This window comes from Corynebacterium sp. LaCa54 (assembly GCF_046717495.1).
In the GTDB taxonomy this organism is placed as follows: Bacteria; Actinomycetota; Actinomycetes; order Mycobacteriales; family Mycobacteriaceae; genus Corynebacterium; species Corynebacterium kefirresidentii.
Genome location: NZ_CP177115.1, coordinates 1,435,872 through 1,454,525, shown reverse-complemented (window position 1 = coordinate 1,454,525; position 18,654 = coordinate 1,435,872). Strand labels below are relative to the sequence as shown.

Sequence of the window (18,654 nt, the reverse complement as noted above, 5' to 3'; positions counted from 1 at the left end):
GGCTGCAGCTATCTAGCCGGGCGGGGGAGACCTCCGGTCACTTTGTTGTATCTTCGACCGGAGGGATGTACCAATGCATGTGCCATTGTGGATCTGGGCGATTTCCATCGTCGTCATTCTTGGATTCTTTGTTTTTGATTTCTACTCCCACGTGCGCACCCCGCACGAGCCGACGCTGAAGGAATCCGGGTTCTGGACCCTATTCTATGTCGGTATTGCTTTACTTTTTGGTGCCGGCGTATGGGCCATATGGGACCACGAGCACGGCATCCAATACCTCACGGGTTACGTGACAGAGAAGGCGCTATCCGTAGATAACCTCTTTGTTTTCGCGCTTATCATGGGCGCCTTCAAGATCCCGCGCAAGTACCAGCAAAAGGTATTGCTCATCGGCATCGTTATTGCCTTGGCATGCCGCCTGGTGTTTATCCTTTTGGGTGCTGCGGTCATCGCGGCATGGTCCGATATCTTCTACCTGTTCGCGATATTTCTTATCTACACAGCAATCAAGCTCATCGTCGACGAGATTCGGGACGCCCCCGAAACCGATCCCAATGATATGGGCATCATCAAGCTGATCCGCAAGGTAGTCCACGTCACCCCGCGCTACCACGGCGATAAGCTTACGCACCGCGTGGAAGATTCTTCGGGCAAGCGTAAATTCGCGTTCACCCCGCTTTTTATTGCGTTGGTGTCCATCGGCCTTATCGACGTGATGTTTGCCTTCGACTCCATTCCGGCCATTTACGGTATTACCTCGGAAGCGTTCTTGGTCTTTACCACGAATGCTTTCTCCCTCATGGGCTTGCGCCAGATGTACTTCCTGCTGGATGGCCTACTGGACCGCTTGGTGTACCTGCCCTATGGTTTGGGCATCATTTTGGGCTTCATCGGTGTAAAGCTCATGTTCCATGCGCTGCATGAGAATAACTTGCCGTTTGTCAACGGCGGCGAGAACGTGGAGTCGATCCCAGAATTTTCCACCATCACCTCACTTATCGTGATCGTGGGCGTCCTGGTTATTACGGTTATCGCCTCGATTATTAAAAACAAACGCGATGAGAACCAAGGCGGAGTACCGGTATCGCACAATCACTTCGACTGGGACGAGGAGGGCAATAAGATCGTCCGGAACAAGAAGGGCGAATTCGTGGGCAAGGCCGAAGACCTGCCCAAGGAAGAGCTACCACACTAGAAGCGGGCGTTTACGGGATTCCATTCGCGGAAGCTGCGGCCGGTGATGCAGCCGGCTTGGTAGAAGGGGTCTTTGTCCATGAGGGCGATGGCGTCGGCGACCACGGCGTCGTCGGCAAGCCCCGCAATGATGAGCGCGCCGCCCTTGGAATCCGTCAAGGGGCCGGTGGCAATGATGGTGCCCTCCTCAAAAAGTTGCGCGGTAAACTCGCGGTGCGCGGGGCGAGCCTTAGCAATCTCAGGATTATTGGGGTTGTAGTCGTAGCTAACAGCAAAATACTTCATGCTTGGCATTTTAAAATGCAGGGGCATCCAAGCGCAGGTGCTTGGTGCTAACAGGTAGTATGTATAACGTGAATCAACCCGGAACACAGTCAGCGCAATCCTCGGATGTGAATCCGCAGGTGTCCAATTGGAACCTGCCAAATATTCTCACCAGCCTGCGCATTCTTTTCATTCCGGTTTTCGCATGGCTGGTCATTGCCGGCCATGAATGGTGGGCTTTTGGCCTATTCACGGCCTTAATGCTCACAGATAAGCTCGACGGGGACATCGCACGTGCCCGTGGCCTTATCACCAATTTTGGCAAGATTGCTGATCCCATCGCGGACAAAGCGCTTATGACTACCGCACTGGTATGCCTCAACATCATCGGGGTGCTGCCAGTGTGGATTACCGTGGTCATTCTCATCCGTGAGTTCGGTATCACCATCTGGCGTATGGTGTTGTTGCGCCGCGGCAAGGTGGTACCTGCTTCGAAGGGCGGCAAACTGAAGACTGTATTGCAATCCTTGGCAGTCGGGCTGTATCTGTGGCCGTTGCCGGAGTGGATGAACGTTCCTACCTTCCTAGTGATGCTGTTGGCTGCAGTGGTGACCTTAGTTACCGGCGTCCAGTACCTCATTGACGGCAAGAAGCAGAATAGCTAGGTAGTTCATGAGCACCATGGCAACCCGCCTCGTGTCCGAGCTCACCGAGCGCGGCGAGACTTTGTCCTTTTGTGAGTCACTTACTGCTGGGTTGGCCAGCGCCACGGTCGCTTCTGTCCCTGGAGCTTCGGCTGTATTGCGCGGAGGGCTTATAACATATGCCACCGAGGTGAAATCCCACTTTTTGCACCAACCGGTAGCCGATATCGAAGCTGCCGGAGTGGTTTCTGGGGAGACCGCCCTTGCAATGGCCCGCGCAGCGGTGGCAGAAACCGCTGCGGACTGGGGAATAGGCCTTACCGGAGTGGCAGGACCAGACCTACAAGAAGGCAAGCCGGCGGGCACCGTATATATCGGCATCTATTCTCCTGGTAGAGTCGCTTTCTCCCAGCTGCTATCCGGTTTGGGCAAGGAGCGCAACGAAATTAGAGAGGCCACGGTCGCAGCCGCCTTTCGTCTACTGTGCGCAACTGTGGAAGAAAATCCGGCACTGCGGGAACAATAGCGAGACAAGGAGCGTTGACCATAGTGATGAACACTTCTACTGCAGTCCTCGAACACTCGGTAAACGGCGCTACTGCACCAGCGGCGCCCGCCACTGCTCGTACTCCTGAGCCGCTTTTGCGTGAGGCTCTTGGGTTGACGCTGCGCGCCTTCCGCGCGGACAAGGGAGTGACCCTGCGCGAATTGGCCGGGGTGGCCCGCGTGTCGCCGGGTTACCTTTCAGAGCTCGAACGCGGTCGCAAGGAGGTCTCCTCTGAGCTCCTTGCGTCTGTGTGCCACGCGCTAGATTGCTCGGTCTCTGACGTATTGATTGAAGCAGCCGGTTACATGGCCCTGCCCTCTATGGATGAGGAGCTAGCCCATACGGCACCTGCCGCATCAGAGCTCTAGCACACAGCGGTCTATGTCAACAGCCGGCCTATTCTCTCGCGAGGAGGGTCGGCTGTGGTGGTTAAGGGGGCGTCGGCAAGCGCCCGCGACCGCGGGGAGTGCAAGCGGTGGAAACAGCGCTTCGCTAGTATAAACAGCAGAACATTACGCACATTTTTAACCTAGAAAGGTTGAAGCACACCATGGCGAACCCATTTGTTAAGGGCTGGAAGTACCTGATGGCACTCTTCGATAATAAGATCGAGGAAAACGCCGATCCGAAGGTGCAGATCGAGCAGGCTATTGAGGATGCTCAGCGCCAGCACCAGGAGCTGTCTCAGCAGGCGGCCGCCGTGATTGGTAACCAGCGTCAGCTGGAAATGCAGCTTAACCGCCGCTTGGCAGAGGTAGAAAAGCTGCAGGGCAATGCTCGCCAGGCTCTGGAATTGGCTGATCAGGCCCGTGCTAAGGGCGATGAAAATAAGGCCGTGGAGTACGAGAACGCGGCAGAGGCCTTCGCCGCCCAGCTGGTTACGGCTGAGGAGTCCGTGGAGGATACCAAGAAGCTGCACGACCAGGCACTACAGCAGGCAGAAAAGGCCAAGAATGCGGTTCAGCGTAATAACGCCGCGCTGCGCGAAAAGGTCAATGAGCGCTCCAAGCTGCTTTCCCAGCTGGAGCAGGCAAAAATGCAGGAAAAGGTCTCTGAGTCTTTGAACTCCATGAACGAGCTAACTGCCAATGGCAATACGCCGTCTCTGGATGCTGTGCGCGATAAGATTGAGCGCCGTTACTCCAAGGCGCTAGGCCAGGCCGAGCTTGCTGAGAACTCCGTGGAAAACCGCATGGCCGAGGTTCAGCAGGCGGGCATACAGATGGCCGGTCATTCCCGCTTGGAGCAGATTCGCAGTGAAATGAACTCCTCTAAGTCCGTGGAAGCCAATAAGGCTCAGGCCATTGAGGGCAATAAAGCTTCTGGCTCTGCTGCCGACAGCGCTGCCCAGCCAGGCAGTGCCAACAACGATGCTGTACAGGCCCGTCTGCGTGAGTTGCGTGGGGAGTAAAACCCTCGACTGTCTTTTAAAAAGTTATCGCCTCCCTTGGCCATCATTTGGTGGTGCAAGGGAGGCGATAACTTACGCTGCTAGTCACCGACGCCGCGGGCCTGCAACGCTTCCCCCATCGCGCGCGCTCGCCGGATGGAGCGAATAATAACGGGGGTGCCAAACGCCAGCGGGGACATCCCGGCACCGCGCGCTTTGCGGGCATCTAGGACTTCATAGACGGTTTCAAACATCAGCGGGATGAGCCGAATAGTCAGTGACATAGCCAAGCTGATGTTTTCTACCGGTATTCCTAGTCGCTTTAGGGGCTGCAGCGACTCTTCCAGCGACTCCATGATTTCATCTACCGTGGAGGTCAGCGTGAGCAAGAAGGCAGCCATCATAGCGGCGAAGACATTGAGGAACATCACCGCCGCATAGTCGAAGTCCTTTGCCCACCATTGAAAGCCTGCCAACGGGACTAGGAAAAAGAGAGGCGGCCAGATTTGACTCCACGCAATGCCCAGTGGGATCCGAGCGCAAGCATAAAGGATGACAACGAAGATGACCCCGCCTGCTGCCCACGGAATGGACTTGAAAAAGATGCTGGTAACAAGGATAAAGACTAAGAGGAATGCGATCTTCCAACTGGGTTTGATGCGATGAACAAAACTGGTGCCATCAACATAGACGGAAAGTGGGAGATTCGTGCGTCGTTGCATGACAATTCTCCCTACAGCGGCCGCTGGGCCATGAGGTCTTGGTAAAAATCTATGACCTCCGCCGGTCGGCCATCCGCGGCGATGCGGTGGTCATCGATGCAAATGACCCGATTAAAATCGCGCAGAAATTCCAGATCGTGCGTCACCACAATTAGTTGCTGTTCCAATCGCGCGAATTCTCTTTTGATTCGATCGCGGTTACGCAGATCCAGCAGGGTAGTGGGCTCATCAGCGATGATGAGAATCGGGTCGATGACCATGACCGCTGCCAGCGCGAGGAGCTGCTTTTGTCCGCCGGAGAGCGTATGCGGTGAGCGCTCAGCAAATTCGGCGAGTCCGAAGCGCTCGAGGGCAGCATCCACGCGGGCGAGGCGCTCGTGTTTGGGCAGCTTAAAACGGCGGAGCGAAAAGGCGACGTCATCGCGCACATTGGGCATGACAATCTGGTTTTCGGCATCCGAAAAGACAAAGCCCACCTTTTCGCGCACCTTTTTGCCCTGCTTGGCGACGTCCATCTGGTCCACCGTCACCGTACCGGCACTAGGCTCGCCCAACCCATTAATGAGCCTGGTCAAGGTGGATTTTCCGCCACCATTCTGGCCGATGATGCCAATGCGTTGTTCGGTGAGGGTGAGGTTAATGTCCTCGAGCACCACGGTGTCATCAAAAGCTACCGAAACCGAGGAAAATTCGATCGTGGGCACTAGGCGGCCTTTCGTCCCATCAGATCGGGGAAGGCCGAGTGAACACCGAGAGCGATGATGACGGCAACGACAAGCTTTCCGGCATCGACAGGGATGAAGGGCAATTGGGCTGCGAAGGCTGGCCCAATTTCCAAGCCAGAGCGGATCATGAGACCAAAGGCGCCGCAGATGTATTGGACGGCAAGGCCGACAATGGCAGCAATGGCAAGTATGACCGCCATGCCACCCTTGTTCTTAGGGGAGCGGTAGGCAATTGCACCTGCAACCGCTGGCGAGAGAACATAGCCGATGATGTAGCCCGCGGTTGGGCCTGCCAAGGCACGCAGCGTGGTACCGCCACCTGCTAAAACTGGGAGGGCAAGGCCCAGGAACAAAAAGAGGAGTCCCACGTAACCGCCGCGCTTGCTACCCAAAATAAGGCCGGCGAGGATCAGCGCTGCGTTTTGCAACACGATGGGCACGCCGGCCGAACCGATGGGAATGGACACGAAGGCAAGGACGATGACGAGAGCGGTAAACACGGCAACATAGGCAATGGTCGTTGCCAGAGAGTTCTTTTTCATGTTCAAGAGGTTAGCACTGCATGAAAACTGCAGACAATTGAGGGTTTTGAACGGTGTTCATCTGAGGCTGATTATTGTGAGGTGGGGCCATTGCGGCGGGCTCCCAATCGACACTTTCTGGACCGCTGGCGCCCGTGCTTTAGTGCTGAGTAGGATGGCGCGCATGAGATTGACCGAGTATCACCAGCTCATTGTGGATGAATTTGGCGAGTCTAAGGGGAAGTGGATTAGCCACTCTCATGTCTTGCCTGACTTAGGGGCGACGCCGGATGAACTTATCGAACGCGGCGTCGATCCGCGGAAGGTCTGGCTGAGTTTGTGCAATGACTTTGATGTACCACAAGGGCGCAGGTTGGGGGTAGATTATCCAAGCAAGTAGCGCCATTTTGAGCTGAGTATCGGCGAGTCCGCTTTCGACATTCGAACAGATGTATGTAGAATAGCGGTTGTGTCGGTGCAGTCGTCTACAGTGGGATGGCGTTGACGGAGGGAACCATTTGTGTTCCGCGACAGTCTAATTATGCGTTAGTACATCGTCGTTAAAGATAAGGATGAAAAGTAATGGCAACCAAAAAGAAGTCTTCTTCCGCAGCTAAGGGAGATGACCGCCAGAAGGCGCTCGATGCCGCCATGGCCATGATTGAGAAGGATTATGGCAAGGGCGCTGTTATGCGCTTGGGTGATGATAATCGTCCGCCCATTAAGGCCATTTCTTCGGGTAATACCGCAATCGATGTTGCCCTGGGTATTGGTGGTTTCCCACGAGGACGCATCGTGGAGATTTATGGACCAGAGTCTTCTGGTAAGACCACCGTCGCGCTGCACGCCATCGCATCTGCGCAAAAGGAGGGCGGCATTGCCGCCTTTATCGATGCCGAGCACGCCCTTGACCCACAGTATGCTCGCCTGCTTGGCGTGGATACCGATAACCTTTTGGTTTCCCAGCCAGATACCGGCGAACAGGCCTTGGAGATCGCCGATATGCTGGTACGCTCTGGCGCAATTGACATCATTGTCGTTGACTCCGTTGCTGCACTTACCCCGAAGGCGGAAATTGAAGGTGAAATGGGCGATAGCCACGTCGGCCTCCAGGCCCGCCTGATGTCGCAGGCGCTGCGCAAGATGACCGGTGCCCTGTACAACTCCGGTACCACCGCTATCTTCATTAACCAGCTGCGCGAAAAGATTGGCGTGATGTTCGGCTCGCCAGAGACCACCACCGGTGGTAAGGCGCTCAAGTTCTACTCTTCCGTGCGCTGCGATATCCGCCGCATCCAGACCTTAAAAGATGGCCAGGATGCCATCGGTAACCGCACCAAGCTCAAGGTAGTAAAAAACAAGGTCTCGCCACCATTTAAGATTGCCGAGTTCGACATCATGTATGGCGAAGGCATCTCTCGCGAGTCGTCCATCATCGACCTTGGCGTCGAAAACGGCTTCATCCGCAAGTCCGGGTCCTGGTTTACCTACGAAGGCGACCAGCTGGGCCAGGGTAAGGAGAAGGCGCGTAATTTCCTGAAGGATAATCCGGACCTTGCCAATGAAATCGAGCAGAAGATTTTCCAGAAGCTTGGCATCGGCGAGGCTGCGGCCGAGGGTGAAGAGGCTGCCGCGATGGATGTTCCTGGCGCCGATGACCCATTGACCGATGAGTCCGTTGATCTCGTTCCAAACGTCGATTTTGACGACGACTAGAATCGTCTAACCCGCACCCGCACACCGCGTACCATTTGAATCTGCATCATGAATCAGCCCGCCCCCGAAAAGCTCGCCCAACTCCGTCAGGCCCTCGAGGCCTATGAGAATGGAGCAGCTGGGGGCGGGCTTTTTGATCGAGAGGCAGAGGAAGCCAAGGCCAAGGTCCGCTCTCGGGCGCTGGGCCTTTTGGATCAGCGTTCTAGGTCCCGGAAAGAGCTCTATGATCGTCTGGTAAAGGCCGAGTTTGAGCCAGATGTCGTTGAGGACGTGCTAGATGATTTAGCCCACGCGGGGCTGGTGAATGACGCAGCCTTTGCACACGAGTGGGTGCGCCAACGGCATAAGCGGCGCGGCAAGTCCAGCTCGGTTCTCAACAGGGAATTGCGGGAAAAGGGCGTGAGCGAGGCCGACCGTGCTGAGGCCCTCGAGCAAATTGACCCTGCCGATGAACAAGCCATGGCGCAGGCCCTTGCGGAAAAGAAGGCTCGCTCCATTAAGACTGTCCCGCCGGATCGCAAGGAGCGCGACAAGGCCCTACGCCGCATCGTGGGTGTGCTGGCACGCCGCGGCTTCAATGAAGGAATGTCATTGCAGATCGCAATCGCAGCGCTTGACGCGCGGTGCGCGGAACTGCGCGCAGAGGACTGATACGGCCAAGGAAGGGTAGCGCCGGAATGGCCAAGTCCGGCAGTTATGAGATGCCTAACTACATGGCTAAACTATGCCGACGTGGAGCAGACAATCGCAGATACCCGTACTTATGAAGTCCGAACCTTCGGCTGCCAGATGAATGTGCATGATTCCGAGCGCATCTCTGGCCTTTTGGAGGAGGCAGGCTACTCGGCCGCCGGCGAAGGTGTAGAGCCAGACCTTATCGTCTTTAATACCTGCGCCGTGCGTGAGAATGCCGATAAGCGGCTCTATGGCACCTTGGGCGCTTTGAAGAAAACCAAGGAAAACCACCCAGGCATGCAGATTGCCGTGGGCGGTTGCCTGGCGCAAAAGGACAAGGACACTGTCCTTGATAATGCACCGTGGGTCGATGCCGTCTTTGGCACCCACAACATGGCGGCTCTTCCGACCCTGCTAGAGCGCGCTCGCCACAACGATGAAGCCCAAGTGGAGATTGTCGATTCCCTCGAGGCGTTTCCGTCCGTCTTGCCGGCCAAGCGTGAGTCTGCCTATGCCGGCTGGGTTTCTGTTTCAGTAGGCTGCAATAACACCTGTACCTTCTGCATCGTTCCTTCCCTGCGCGGTAAAGAAGAGGACCGTCGGCCGGGCGACATTTTGGCCGAAGTCCAAGCGCTGGTGGATCAGGGCGTATCTGAGGTCACCTTGCTGGGACAAAACGTTAATGCCTATGGCGTTAATTTCGCCGATCCGGAGATGCCGCGCGACCGCTTCGCTTTCTCTAAGCTGCTGCGCGAGGTAGGCAAGATCGAAGGCCTTGAGCGCCTGCGGTTTACCTCCCCGCACCCGGCGGAATTTACTTCTGATGTTATCGACGCCATGGCGGAGACCCCGTCCGTGTGCCCGCAGTTGCACATGCCGCTGCAGTCTGGCTCCGACAAGGTTCTTAAGGACATGCGCCGTTCCTACCGCACGAAGAAATTCCTGCGGATTTTGGATGAGGTACGGGAGAAGATTCCGCACGCCGCGATTACCACGGATATCATCGTGGGTTTCCCAGGCGAGACCGAGGAAGACTTCCAAGACACGATGGAACTGGTGCGCCGCGCCCGCTTTGCCTCTGCCTTTACCTTCCAGTATTCGCCGCGCCCAGGCACCCCGGCCGCGGATATGGAGGACCAGATTCCTAAGGACGTCGTCCAAGATCGCTTCGAGCGCCTCGTTGCTTTGCAAGATAGCATCCAGGCCGAGGAGAACAAGAAGCTCATCGGCACAGACGTTGAACTTTTGGTCCAGGCAGAGGGCGGCCGCAAGAACGATGAGACCCACCGCATGACTGGTCGCGCTCGTGATGGGCGCTTAGTGCACTTCACCCCGGTTGATTCTGACGGTGCGGACATCTCCACCGCGATTCGCCCGGGCGATGTGGTCCATACTCAGGTCACCGGTGCGGGTTCTTTCTTCTTGCTTGCCGACGCCGCCGTTACCTCCCACACCCGCACCAAGGCCGGCGACATGTCGGCCGCCGGTGAGACCCCGACGACGGCGCCCATCGGCGTGGGTCTGGGATTGCCGTCTATTGGAAAGCCAGCGGCCGCTGAATCCGGCGATTCTTGCGGTTGCTAAGAGGGGAGTAGGCTAGGGACCCATGACTGAGGAAAAGCCCACCACCGCCGCCCAGAAAGCAGCTACCGCGGAGCGCCGCGCAGCACAAACAATGGACCTCGGCGGCCACAAAGTCACACTGTGCATCGCGGTGGTGGCTTATATCCTCTACCTGGTTTTGCCCTACGCCGGCCCCTCACACGGTTGGGAAGCGTTGACCTTCGGTACCACGTCCAGCGGAGTCAGAATATCCCTCATGGAAACCGTCTCCGCGTGGCTCGCTCTCCTTGGATTGGGCGTTCTCACCCCGGTGACACTGTTTACCCGCCGAGCTACGCCTGGACTTGTCGCTTGGATGCTGGTGACTGTGTCCTTCTTTGCCAACCTGTGGGGTTTCTGGTTCCGCGGGTCTACCGCTGACGGGGCATCGCTGGGAATGTGGGTAGGAATGCTGGCTACCTTCCTAGCATTTTTGGCCTATTGCTTAGTGGCGTTGCGCCGCAGCCCAGAGCAAAAGGCTGCCGAGGCTCAAGTGCGTGCCACCGCCGGACAGCTCGATGAGGTGGGCGAATTCCAACCTGCTATTAACGCGGCGCCGCGGCAGGTGCCAATTGTGGATAATCGCCGCAAGCAAGCTGCTGAGCGTCACCGCGCCCAACGCGGCGAGTAAAAAGCGCGCCGCCGCGCCTTTATCTGTGACGCCTGCGGCTCTAGTCTCGCAATCGCAACTCCCATGCACAAGAGCGGGAAAGCTCTCGGGCACCCAATCTACGGTAGATGGCATTCATCGCTTCGTCTTTGTCCGCCACGGAGCCGTAGCAACGACGTACTTGTGGCCAATGGCGTGCAACGGCGTGAAGCGCTGTGAGCTTGGCTAATTGCGCGAGTCCGCGGCGCCGGTGCGGACGATCGGTGACGGCCAAAGTCCACTCGGCTACCTCAGGATTCGCATCCTCGTGCCTGGCTACTTCTGCCAGCGCGAAGATTTTCCCCTCTTCGCTGGTGAGTGCGATAAGTAACGTATGTCCGCGGCGAGAACGCAGCCGGCTGTGGGCTTCGCGCAACCGCGTGCGAGTCCAGACGATGGGCTCCACCGTCAAATCCCCGGTCTCCGCGTCTTGGGAGGCTAGGGTAAGCAGCCGCATGACCTCGTCGAGGTAGCTTTCTGGGATGTCGTAATCAGCCCACGCTTGCGAGGTGATTCCCGCTGGAAGGAGTGCCGCCACGGGGCTTTCGGGGATGTCCATCACGAGTTGGTGTTCCGCATGCCGGTGCTTAAACCCCAGCTGGCGGTAGACGCTTCCCATGACATCGTAGTCTGGGTCCGTCCCCGGTGGATGCAGAAGACAGACGTGCGCAATGGTGCGGCCGAGCTTCCGGGCAAGCTCCAGCGCCTTTATGCCCATCCACTCGGCTACTTTCTGCCCTTCCTCCTCGAGTTCTTGCCCAGGGAGAGGCAGATCGCACAGCACGGATTCGATCTCGGCGGTTTCGCGCTCTTCTAAAAGCGGCAGGCTGAGGTGGATGAATCCGAGGTAGTCCAGCTCTGGGCTGGGCTCCACCGCAGGTATTAGCGGCAGCCCAAGCTCAGAGACCTCGCCCAGAGTGGAGTCGCCGTCCACTACGGCAAAGAGATGGGTCTGTGATTCGCTAGAACCCTGCAGGCGCTGGACCACGCGGCCCGGTGACGTCGATGCCGCGGCATCGCCGCTTGCTTCTTGGGCCGCCAAGTTGGCCCAAAAGACGAAGCTGCGAATGCAATCCGCTGGTTCGCTGGGCCGTGCGTCAGCGGGAGATGCGTGCGGCGGCCGCGGTGGACGCGCAATGTGGACGAGGTGCACTACTTATCGTTGACGGCGTTAGCGGCGGCGTCGGCAAAAGCCTGCCATTGCTCGGCCTGAGCGCGCAGATCAGCGGCTTTCTTTGCATTGCCCTTGGCTTCAGCCGCCTCGGCCTGAGACTTAAACTCATCGACTTTCGCCTGGAATTGTGCCACACGTGCCTGCGCCTCTGGGTCGGTGCGGCGCCATTCAGATTTCTCCGCATCGGTTACGCGCTGCTCCAGCGCCGCGATCTTGGACTCGTATTCGCGCACCTGCTTGCGGGGAACGAAGCCGATCTCTTCCCACTTTTCCTGCAACTCGCGCAGCTTGGCCTTAGCTCCCTCGATTCCCTTAGCAGGATCGATTTGACCGTCGTATTCTGCAATCAAGGCGTCTTTGGCCTTGGCATTTTCTGCGAATTCGCGGTCGCGCTCGTCATTGACGGCATTGCGAGCATTGAAGAACTTGTCCTGGGCGGCGCGGAAGCGGGCCCAGAGTTTATCGTCCACCTCGCGTGGAGCGCGGCCGGCGGCCTTCCATTCGGTCATCAAATCGCGGTAGGCGCGGGCGGTGGGACCCCAATCGGTAGAATCCTGGATGGCCTCGGCTCGCTCGACGAGCTCCTCTTTCTTTTTGCGGGCAACCGCACGGGCGCGGTCCAGCTCAGCAAAGTGGGAGCCGCGGCGGCGGTTGAAGGAATCGCGGGCGCGAGAGTAGCGCTTCCACAGGGCATCATCGGTCTTACGGTCGATACCCTTAATCTGCTTCCACTCCTCCAAGATGGCGCGGATGCGGTCGCCAGCGGCCTTCCACTCGGTGGAGTTTTCAGCAATTTCTTCTGCTTCAGCCGCCAGCTTTTCCTTGGCAGCGATTGCTTCTTCGCGGCGACGCTCCTTATCGGCCTGCGCCTGCTCGCCGGCTTCTACCGAGTGTTCAATCACCGCGCTAAGGCGCCGATCCAAGGCAGCGATGTCTCCGATGACCGAAGCAGTAGCTAGGGTTTCGCGCAACTGCGCTGCGGTCTTTTTAATGCCGACGGCCTCATCAGGATTGGCGCGTAGGCGTGCCTCGAGCAGCTCGATTTCGGTAGATAGATCGTCATAACGCGCGCCGTAGTGCTTAAGGCCCTCCTCGGGGGTACCGGCTTTCCACTCGCCGATCTTGCGTTCGCCCTCTGGAGCAGAAACGAAGACGGAACCATCTGCGTCGACCCGGCCCCACTTGGCCGGGTCATTGTTGCGTGGGGCCTGAACGGGAACAGGCTTTGCGGTGGGGCGAGGGCCCTTTTTGGGCATGGAACCTGGGGTAGGGATGGGAGACATGACAAGCCCTCCTATGCATAGATCGCCGCGCGTCACGGCTGCCGGATAAAATCATTGGATACATTACCGCGAATATCTCGCGCGCGCCCAGATTCTATTTAATTACCTCCACTTGGGTAGATAGTATGGAGAAATAATGTTCAATCTCATGGTAATGCCAGCCTCACCAGCGCTGGCCGTGGAGCTTTCCGCTCATGACGCTGCCTCTCGCGCACTGCTCGCCGCTGCTCGCTCCCTTGCGGTGGAGGCTGCCGCGGACGGTATCACAGCCGTGGATATCGTTGGCAGCCAAGACCAGCGCTGGTATACCGCCCATACCGGCAGTTTGCAGGCCTGGGGAGCAGCCACGGACCTGGGCGGCGGCAATTTTTTGCCCGAGATAATGGCGCGCTACGTACTACACAGCGTGCCGCAGCTTAGCGTCCGCGGTAGTCGGGAGGCTATCGGCCAGCCGGATCCAGCGGCGCTGACCATCGTCGTGGCAGATGGCAGTGCAGGCCTAACCGATCGCGCCCCCTTGGCGCTTGTTCCAGACGCCCAGGCGGCGCACGAGTGGTGCGAGGAGGTGCTGATGGGGGCGTCGGCAAGCAGGGCAGGTGAGTGGCTTTCCCAGCGCGGCGTCATAGAACCCGCAATGTGGGAGGAATTGGCGGGCTTGCGGCCAAAGAAAGCACAGCTTTTGGCCACCGATGCCACCTTGGGCGTTGGCCGCTATGTCGCAGGATGGGAGGTCTAATGCACCCGATTGCAGTCTTTGGTCCCACCGCCTCCGGAAAATCTGCCTTAGGTCTGGCGCTTGCGCATGAACTAGACGGAGAGGTGGTCAACGTCGATTCCATGCAGTTATATCGCGGCATGGATATTGGCACCGCCAAGCTCACCCCGGCCGAGCGCGAGGGGATCCCGCACCATCAGCTCGATGTGTGGGAGGTGACCGAGACCGCTTCCGTGGCGCGCTACCAGCGCGATGCTATCGCGGACGTGGAAGGCATCATGGACCGCGGCAAAACGCCTATTCTGGTCGGTGGCTCCATGCTTTATGCCCAAGCGCTTGTCGACGACTGGCAGTTCCCACCCACCGACCCTGCCGTGCGCGCCAAGTACGAGGCGCGGCGCGTAGAAATCGGCACGGACGCGTTGCATGAGGAGCTGGCGCAGGTGGATCCGGCCGCGGCCGCCATTATTGAAGATAAGGACCCACGCCGTACTGTCCGCGCGCTCGAGGTCATTGAACTAACCGGCAAGCCTTATAAGGCCAGCCAGCCGCCGAAGGACGCCCCGCCGCGGTGGGGAACCCGCCTCTTGGGGCTGCGCACCACCGCGGACTGGTTGAATCCGCGCATTGAGCTGCGCACGCGCCAGATGTTTGAGCGTGGGCTTATCGAGGAAGTGGAGAATCTCCAAGGACAAGGCTTGGTGGCTGATTCCACCGCTGGCCGCGCCATCGGCTATGCCCAGGTATTTCAAGCCCAGCGCGGCGAACTCACGTGGGATGAGGCGGTAGAGCGCACCATTACCGGGACGCGGCGGTATGTGCGCCGTCAGCGCTCCTGGTTCAACCGCGATAAGCGCATTACATGGCTGGATGCTGCAGGCGATACGGCCGCCCAGGCGTTGCGCGCGCTAGGGTAGGGAACATGAAATTTGCCAAGGGTCATGGAACTGAAAATGACTTCGTCATCGTGGAAGACCACGCGGCTGCCACGCCGCTTAGTCCCGAGCGCGTAGCGGCGCTGTGCGATCGCCGCGCCGGTATCGGAGGCGATGGTTTGCTGCGCGTCGTGCGCGCCGATGCTTTGCTCGCAGCCGGTGAAATCGCCGAACTGGTCGAGGGCATTGCGCCCGATGATTGGTTCATGGATTACCGCAATGCCGATGGCTCCGTGGCCGAAATGTGCGGCAACGGAACCCGCGTATTCGCCCACTGGCTGCGCTTGCGCGGTCTGGTGGACGAAGATAAGTTCACCATCGGCACTCGGGCGGGTGCCAAGCTCGTTACTGTCCATTCGTGTGATGCACACGCGGCCGAGGTCACGGTGGAGATGGGCTCGGCCGAAGTAATTGGCGTGTCCACCGCATCCATGGCGGGGGAAAAATATGCCGGTTTGGGCGTAGACATGGGAAATCCCCACCTGGCGGCCGTGTTGCCGGGGCTGGAGGCTAAGGAGCTTGCGGCAAAGACTCTGGAAAAGCCCGTCATCGATGATGCTTTCTTCCCGGATGGCGTAAACGTCGAGCTGGTGACTCCACTGTGCGACGGCCACGTGCACATGCGTGTCTTCGAGCGCGGAGTAGGAGAGACTCGCTCCTGCGGCACCGGCACTGTGGCGGCAGCGACCGCCGCGCTTGCCGACGCCGCCGTTGACCACACCAGCACCCCCCACGGCACCGTGCACGTACACGTACCGGGCGGGGAAGTTATCGTCGATATTTACGAGGGCGGCTCGCGCTTGACCGGACCTTCCGCGATCGTCGCTACCGGCGAGACCTCGCTGTAGACCGCCTCGTGTCTGGCTAGTGTTTAGGCGCTGCGCCCTTCGCCTTCCTCGAAGGCTTGCTCTTCGAGTTCTTGGCGGCGCAGCGCGCGATTTTCTACTTCGTTCTTTTCATACTTCGGCCCGAGCGCGAAGGCAGCACGGCGGGCAGACAACCACGTTTCTTTCAGTTCGCGGGCGCGCTCATCGGTGACCCTGAGCAAAGATTCCAACTCGTTGGTGCTAATTTCTTCCGCATTAACGCGCAAGTTCAACCGACGCAGGAACCGCCGGGCGCCGGAAAGCTCGTAATGGAAGGCTTGGATGGTGGGGTCGGAACAATCCAAATCTAAAAGCGCCGGCCGGTAGAGCGTGCGGTCAGCCATTTTCTCTGCGTCCGCGGAGGAGCGGAAGTCCTCGTATTCCGCCACGACGTCTTCGATGTCTTCCGCCGAAAGGCGAATAGAACTGCGCAGGGCTGCCTGCTCTGAGGCATCCGGCCGGGTATGCAGCATAAGCAGCGCCGCCGCGATGAGCAGCGCTGCAATGAAAACCCCGGAGACTTTCAGGGTTGCCACAACCGCCACTGATCCCACCAGGATCAGCACGAGAACCATTACCCGCCGGTTCCTCGCATTTTCAGGGAAGGGCATCCACACAGCTATTTCACCAGGCCTTTATGTCCGTTCTAATGGCCGCCGCAGCCGCAGCCACCGGAGCCACAACCGCAGCCAGCGCCATCGCCGCAACCGCCGCTGGGCAGCTCAATAGACGCCGTAAGCATCGCGGTACCGGCCACGATAGAGTCCTTCGCCGGCAGCTCGCCGGCTCCCACTGGCAGGCAGAGGTCGAAGGGGAATAGTCCATCCATGACGAGGTGAGCGAATTTCTCCCCGGTCAGCTCGTTGGTGCGCCACTCAGATTCCATGACGCGTGCGGCAAAGGAGGCGGCAGGGGTCGGGACCTTGGCACCGGAGCCGGAGGAAATAACCTTGGCCCCCGCGGATTCGAAGAGCGCGGGGAACTCGCCCTCGGCCGCCTCATAGGCAGCGGCGGAATCGTAGGTGCGCACATCCAGCCCCATGGCGGTTAGGGAAATTTGCTGCCACTGCTGCAAGGGTTCGTCGACAAGCAAAGGCCCCTGCGCCAGGTTTGCGGTGGCCTGGGCGATGGTGGTGCCGAAAGGATCGATGATTTCCAGCAGGGCCAGGACATCGTTGACCATCTCCACGTGGGCAAACCCTTGCGTGACGGCATCGAAGCCGATGAAGGTGGCAAAAGGCTCTACCGCGAGGATATTAAGCTGCGCGCCCGACGGATCGGTGAACTGAATGAGCTGGCCACCGCGCACCTCACCGGTAACGGCTAAGCGGTCGCTGGCGATGGCCGCCTCGACCGCATCCTGCCAGCGCTCGAAATTGAGGCCAATGGCCTGCATCTCGGTATTCTGCTTCACCCCAGTGTCCTTAACGTTCATGCCCGCCATTGTATCGCCTTGTCCACCCAGCTAAGAATCCGAAATTCCCGCTTTCGGCCGCAACATGCAAAAATGAAAGGTAGTATGACCGAATTTTCCCAGCATAATAACGACGATCTCCTCGCCCGCGCCTTTCGCGATAACGACGCCCCGGCCACGCCGGAGGCGACGCCCACCACCGGTGACCTCGATCTGGCAGAGCGCAATGCCTTCCGCCGCGTTACCCGTGAGACCACCATCCGCGCCGAGGACACTACCGATGGCTACGAGGTGGAGTACCGAAAGCTGCGCCTCGAGCGAGTCATTTTGGTCGGCGTGTGGACCGAAGGCACCGTGGCCGAAGTGGAAGCCACCATGGACGAGCTGGCCGCGCTAACCGAAACCGCCGGCGCCGAAGTAGTGGAGATGATTTACCAAAAGCGCGATAAGCCGGACTCCGGCACCTACATCGGCTCCGGCAAGGTGAAGGAATTGCGCGATATCGTCGAGGCCACCGGTGCCGATACCGTGGTCTGCGATGGTGAGCTTAACCCCGGCCAGCTCACCGCACTCGAGCGTGCGCTTAACACCAAGGTCATTGACCGCACCATGCTCATCCTTGACATCTTTGCCCAGCATGCGAAATCAAAAGAGGGTAAGGCCCAAGTCTCATTGGCGCAGTTGGAATACTTGTATACGCATACCCGTGGTTGGGGTGGCAACCTCTCGCGCCAGGCAGGCGGCCGCGCCGGTTCCAATGGCGGCGTGGGCCTGCGTGGTCCCGGTGAGACCAAAATTGAGACAGACCGTCGCCGCATCCGCACGGAGATGGCCCGCCTGCGCAAGGAACTGCGCGCCATGAAGACCGCACGTGAGGTCAAGCGTTCCAAGCGCCAACGCTCAACCATTGCACAGATAGCTATTGCGGGCTACACCAATGCCGGAAAGTCCTCCCTCATTAACGCCATGACCGGCGCCGGGGTATTGGTGGAAGACGCGCTCTTTGCCACATTGGACCCCACCACTCGCCGTGCCACGCTTGCCGACGGCCGCCAGGTCGTCTTCACCGATACCGTCGGCTTCGTCCGCCACCTGCCTACGCAGCTAGTGGAGGCCTTTAAATCCACCCTGGAAGAGGTACTAGCCGCCGATATTATGCTGCACGTGGTCGATGGCTCAGACCCGTTCCCACTAAAACAGATTGAGGCGGTCAATCAGGTCATCTATGACATCGTCTCTGAGACAGGGGAGCAGGCCCCGCCCGAAATTATCGTGATCAATAAGATCGACCAGGCCGATCCGCTGGTGCTTGCTGAGCTGCGCCACGTTCTTGACCATGAGGACGTCGTCTACGTATCTGCCCGTACCGGTGAGGGAATCGACGAGCTTACCGCGCGTGTGGAACTCTTCCTCAACTCCCGCGATAGTCACGTTAAGCTGCAGGTTCCCTTCACGCGCGGGGATGTGGTGGCACGCGTGCATGCCGAGGGCACGGTGCGCCACGAGGAGTATACGGCCGATGGCACGCTTGTCGACGTCCGCCTTCCCTCACCCACCGCCCGTGAGCTCGCTGAATTCATCGTGGAGGAAGTTTCCTAAACCAGCTCCGGTGATCCAT

General features: G+C 58.8%; 22 protein-coding genes. 14 read left to right on the top strand and 8 right to left on the bottom strand.

The window, feature by feature from the left end:
• Window positions 1-73: 73 nt before the first annotated feature.
• Window positions 74-1,195 (top strand): TerC family protein, encoded by a 1,122-nt coding sequence (locus ACLI1M_RS07115; protein WP_023027867.1) that lies wholly within the window; start codon window positions 74-76, stop codon window positions 1,193-1,195.
• On the opposite strand, the gene ACLI1M_RS07110 is transcribed toward ACLI1M_RS07115, so the two are convergent.
• Window positions 1,192-1,479 (bottom strand): YciI family protein, encoded by a 288-nt coding sequence (locus tag ACLI1M_RS07110; RefSeq protein WP_023021353.1) that lies wholly within the window; start codon window positions 1,477-1,479, stop codon window positions 1,192-1,194. The genes ACLI1M_RS07115 and ACLI1M_RS07110 overlap by 4 nt on opposite strands.
• 59 nt (window positions 1,480-1,538) lie before the next feature.
• On the opposite strand from ACLI1M_RS07110, the gene pgsA reads away from it, so the two are divergent.
• The 4 genes from pgsA (at window position 1,539) to ACLI1M_RS07090 (ending at window position 4,060) form a co-directional block, all read left to right on the top strand.
• Entirely contained in the window at window positions 1,539-2,123 is a 585-nt protein-coding gene (gene pgsA / locus ACLI1M_RS07105) for a CDP-diacylglycerol--glycerol-3-phosphate 3-phosphatidyltransferase (RefSeq protein ID WP_023021354.1), read from the top strand.
• A 7-nt stretch (window positions 2,124-2,130) separates the two neighbouring features.
• Window positions 2,131-2,628 (top strand): CinA family protein, encoded by a 498-nt coding sequence (locus ACLI1M_RS07100; protein WP_200288942.1) that lies wholly within the window; start codon window positions 2,131-2,133, stop codon window positions 2,626-2,628.
• Between the two features lie 26 nt (window positions 2,629-2,654).
• Window positions 2,655-3,017 carry a helix-turn-helix domain-containing protein gene (locus ACLI1M_RS07095; protein WP_023021356.1) on the top strand — a complete coding sequence of 121 codons (363 nt, stop codon included), beginning with the start codon at window positions 2,655-2,657 and terminating at the stop codon, window positions 3,015-3,017.
• 182 nt (window positions 3,018-3,199) lie between these two features.
• A complete protein-coding gene (locus ACLI1M_RS07090) occupies window positions 3,200-4,060 on the top strand; it encodes a PspA/IM30 family protein (RefSeq protein WP_200288943.1) in 861 nt (286 codons plus the stop codon).
• Window positions 4,061-4,140: 80 nt separating this feature from the next.
• On the opposite strand, the gene ACLI1M_RS07085 is transcribed toward ACLI1M_RS07090, so the two are convergent.
• Genes ACLI1M_RS07085 through ACLI1M_RS07075 form a run of 3 tightly spaced genes read right to left on the bottom strand, consistent with a single transcriptional unit; the run spans window position 4,141 to window position 6,028 of the window.
• On the bottom strand, window positions 4,141-4,761 hold the full coding sequence (locus ACLI1M_RS07085; protein WP_023021358.1) for an energy-coupling factor transporter transmembrane component T family protein: 621 nt from the start codon (window positions 4,759-4,761) through the stop codon (window positions 4,141-4,143).
• An 11-nt stretch (window positions 4,762-4,772) separates the two neighbouring features.
• On the bottom strand, window positions 4,773-5,465 hold the full coding sequence (locus ACLI1M_RS07080) for an energy-coupling factor ABC transporter ATP-binding protein (RefSeq protein ID WP_023021359.1): 693 nt from the start codon (window positions 5,463-5,465) through the stop codon (window positions 4,773-4,775).
• Window positions 5,465-6,028 (bottom strand): biotin transporter BioY, encoded by a 564-nt coding sequence (locus tag ACLI1M_RS07075; RefSeq protein WP_023021360.1) that lies wholly within the window; start codon window positions 6,026-6,028, stop codon window positions 5,465-5,467. Before ACLI1M_RS07075 ends, ACLI1M_RS07080 begins: the two co-directional genes overlap by 1 nt.
• A 163-nt stretch (window positions 6,029-6,191) precedes the next feature.
• On the opposite strand from ACLI1M_RS07075, the gene ACLI1M_RS07070 reads away from it, so the two are divergent.
• The 5 genes from ACLI1M_RS07070 (at window position 6,192) to ACLI1M_RS07050 (ending at window position 10,631) form a co-directional block, all read left to right on the top strand.
• Window positions 6,192-6,407, top strand: coding sequence for a DUF3046 domain-containing protein (locus ACLI1M_RS07070; protein WP_248098731.1), 216 nt, complete (start codon window positions 6,192-6,194; stop codon window positions 6,405-6,407).
• Between the two features lie 182 nt (window positions 6,408-6,589).
• On the top strand, window positions 6,590-7,723 hold the full coding sequence (recA, locus tag ACLI1M_RS07065; RefSeq protein WP_248098724.1) for a recombinase RecA: 1,134 nt from the start codon (window positions 6,590-6,592) through the stop codon (window positions 7,721-7,723).
• Window positions 7,724-7,771: 48 nt separating this feature from the next.
• A complete protein-coding gene (gene recX / locus ACLI1M_RS07060) occupies window positions 7,772-8,374 on the top strand; it encodes a recombination regulator RecX (protein ID WP_023021362.1) in 603 nt (200 codons plus the stop codon).
• Between the two features lie 45 nt (window positions 8,375-8,419).
• A complete protein-coding gene (gene miaB / locus ACLI1M_RS07055) occupies window positions 8,420-9,982 on the top strand; it encodes a tRNA (N6-isopentenyl adenosine(37)-C2)-methylthiotransferase MiaB (protein ID WP_023021363.1) in 1,563 nt (520 codons plus the stop codon).
• A gap of 22 nt (window positions 9,983-10,004) precedes the next feature.
• Entirely contained in the window at window positions 10,005-10,631 is a 627-nt protein-coding gene (locus ACLI1M_RS07050) for a hypothetical protein (protein ID WP_023021364.1), read from the top strand.
• A 40-nt stretch (window positions 10,632-10,671) separates the two neighbouring features.
• On the opposite strand, the gene ACLI1M_RS07045 is transcribed toward ACLI1M_RS07050, so the two are convergent.
• Both ACLI1M_RS07045 and ACLI1M_RS07040 read right to left on the bottom strand, forming a co-directional pair.
• Window positions 10,672-11,802 carry a GNAT family N-acetyltransferase gene (locus ACLI1M_RS07045; protein WP_248098688.1) on the bottom strand — a complete coding sequence of 377 codons (1,131 nt, stop codon included), beginning with the start codon at window positions 11,800-11,802 and terminating at the stop codon, window positions 10,672-10,674.
• On the bottom strand, window positions 11,802-13,106 hold the full coding sequence (locus tag ACLI1M_RS07040; RefSeq protein WP_023021366.1) for a DUF349 domain-containing protein: 1,305 nt from the start codon (window positions 13,104-13,106) through the stop codon (window positions 11,802-11,804). The genes ACLI1M_RS07045 and ACLI1M_RS07040 overlap by 1 nt, the downstream gene beginning before the upstream one ends.
• Window positions 13,107-13,242: 136 nt before the next feature.
• On the opposite strand from ACLI1M_RS07040, the gene ACLI1M_RS07035 reads away from it, so the two are divergent.
• From ACLI1M_RS07035 to dapF, 3 genes are read left to right on the top strand one after another with little or no spacing between them, the layout of a single operon-like run.
• A complete protein-coding gene (locus ACLI1M_RS07035) occupies window positions 13,243-13,842 on the top strand; it encodes a hypothetical protein (protein WP_023021367.1) in 600 nt (199 codons plus the stop codon).
• Window positions 13,842-14,738, top strand: coding sequence for a tRNA (adenosine(37)-N6)-dimethylallyltransferase MiaA (gene miaA / locus ACLI1M_RS07030; protein ID WP_023021368.1), 897 nt, complete (start codon window positions 13,842-13,844; stop codon window positions 14,736-14,738). The genes ACLI1M_RS07035 and miaA overlap by 1 nt, the downstream gene beginning before the upstream one ends.
• Window positions 14,739-14,743: 5 nt before the next feature.
• Window positions 14,744-15,604, top strand: a complete 861-nt coding sequence (gene dapF, locus ACLI1M_RS07025; protein ID WP_411706488.1) for a diaminopimelate epimerase — start codon at window positions 14,744-14,746, stop codon at window positions 15,602-15,604.
• A gap of 23 nt (window positions 15,605-15,627) precedes the next feature.
• Here dapF and ACLI1M_RS07020 read toward each other — a convergent pair whose 3' ends face one another.
• Together ACLI1M_RS07020 and ACLI1M_RS07015 are read right to left on the bottom strand one after the other, a co-directional pair.
• A complete protein-coding gene (locus ACLI1M_RS07020) occupies window positions 15,628-16,233 on the bottom strand; it encodes a hypothetical protein (protein ID WP_034655392.1) in 606 nt (201 codons plus the stop codon).
• 35 nt (window positions 16,234-16,268) lie between these two features.
• Window positions 16,269-17,066, bottom strand: coding sequence for a hypothetical protein (locus tag ACLI1M_RS07015; protein WP_023021371.1), 798 nt, complete (start codon window positions 17,064-17,066; stop codon window positions 16,269-16,271).
• A 75-nt stretch (window positions 17,067-17,141) separates the two neighbouring features.
• Here ACLI1M_RS07015 and hflX point away from each other — a divergent pair, with 75 nt between their 5' ends.
• Complete coding sequence (gene hflX / locus ACLI1M_RS07010) at window positions 17,142-18,635, top strand: GTPase HflX (protein WP_023021372.1); 1,494 nt, start codon at window positions 17,142-17,144, stop codon at window positions 18,633-18,635.
• Window positions 18,636-18,654 lie beyond the last annotated feature (19 nt).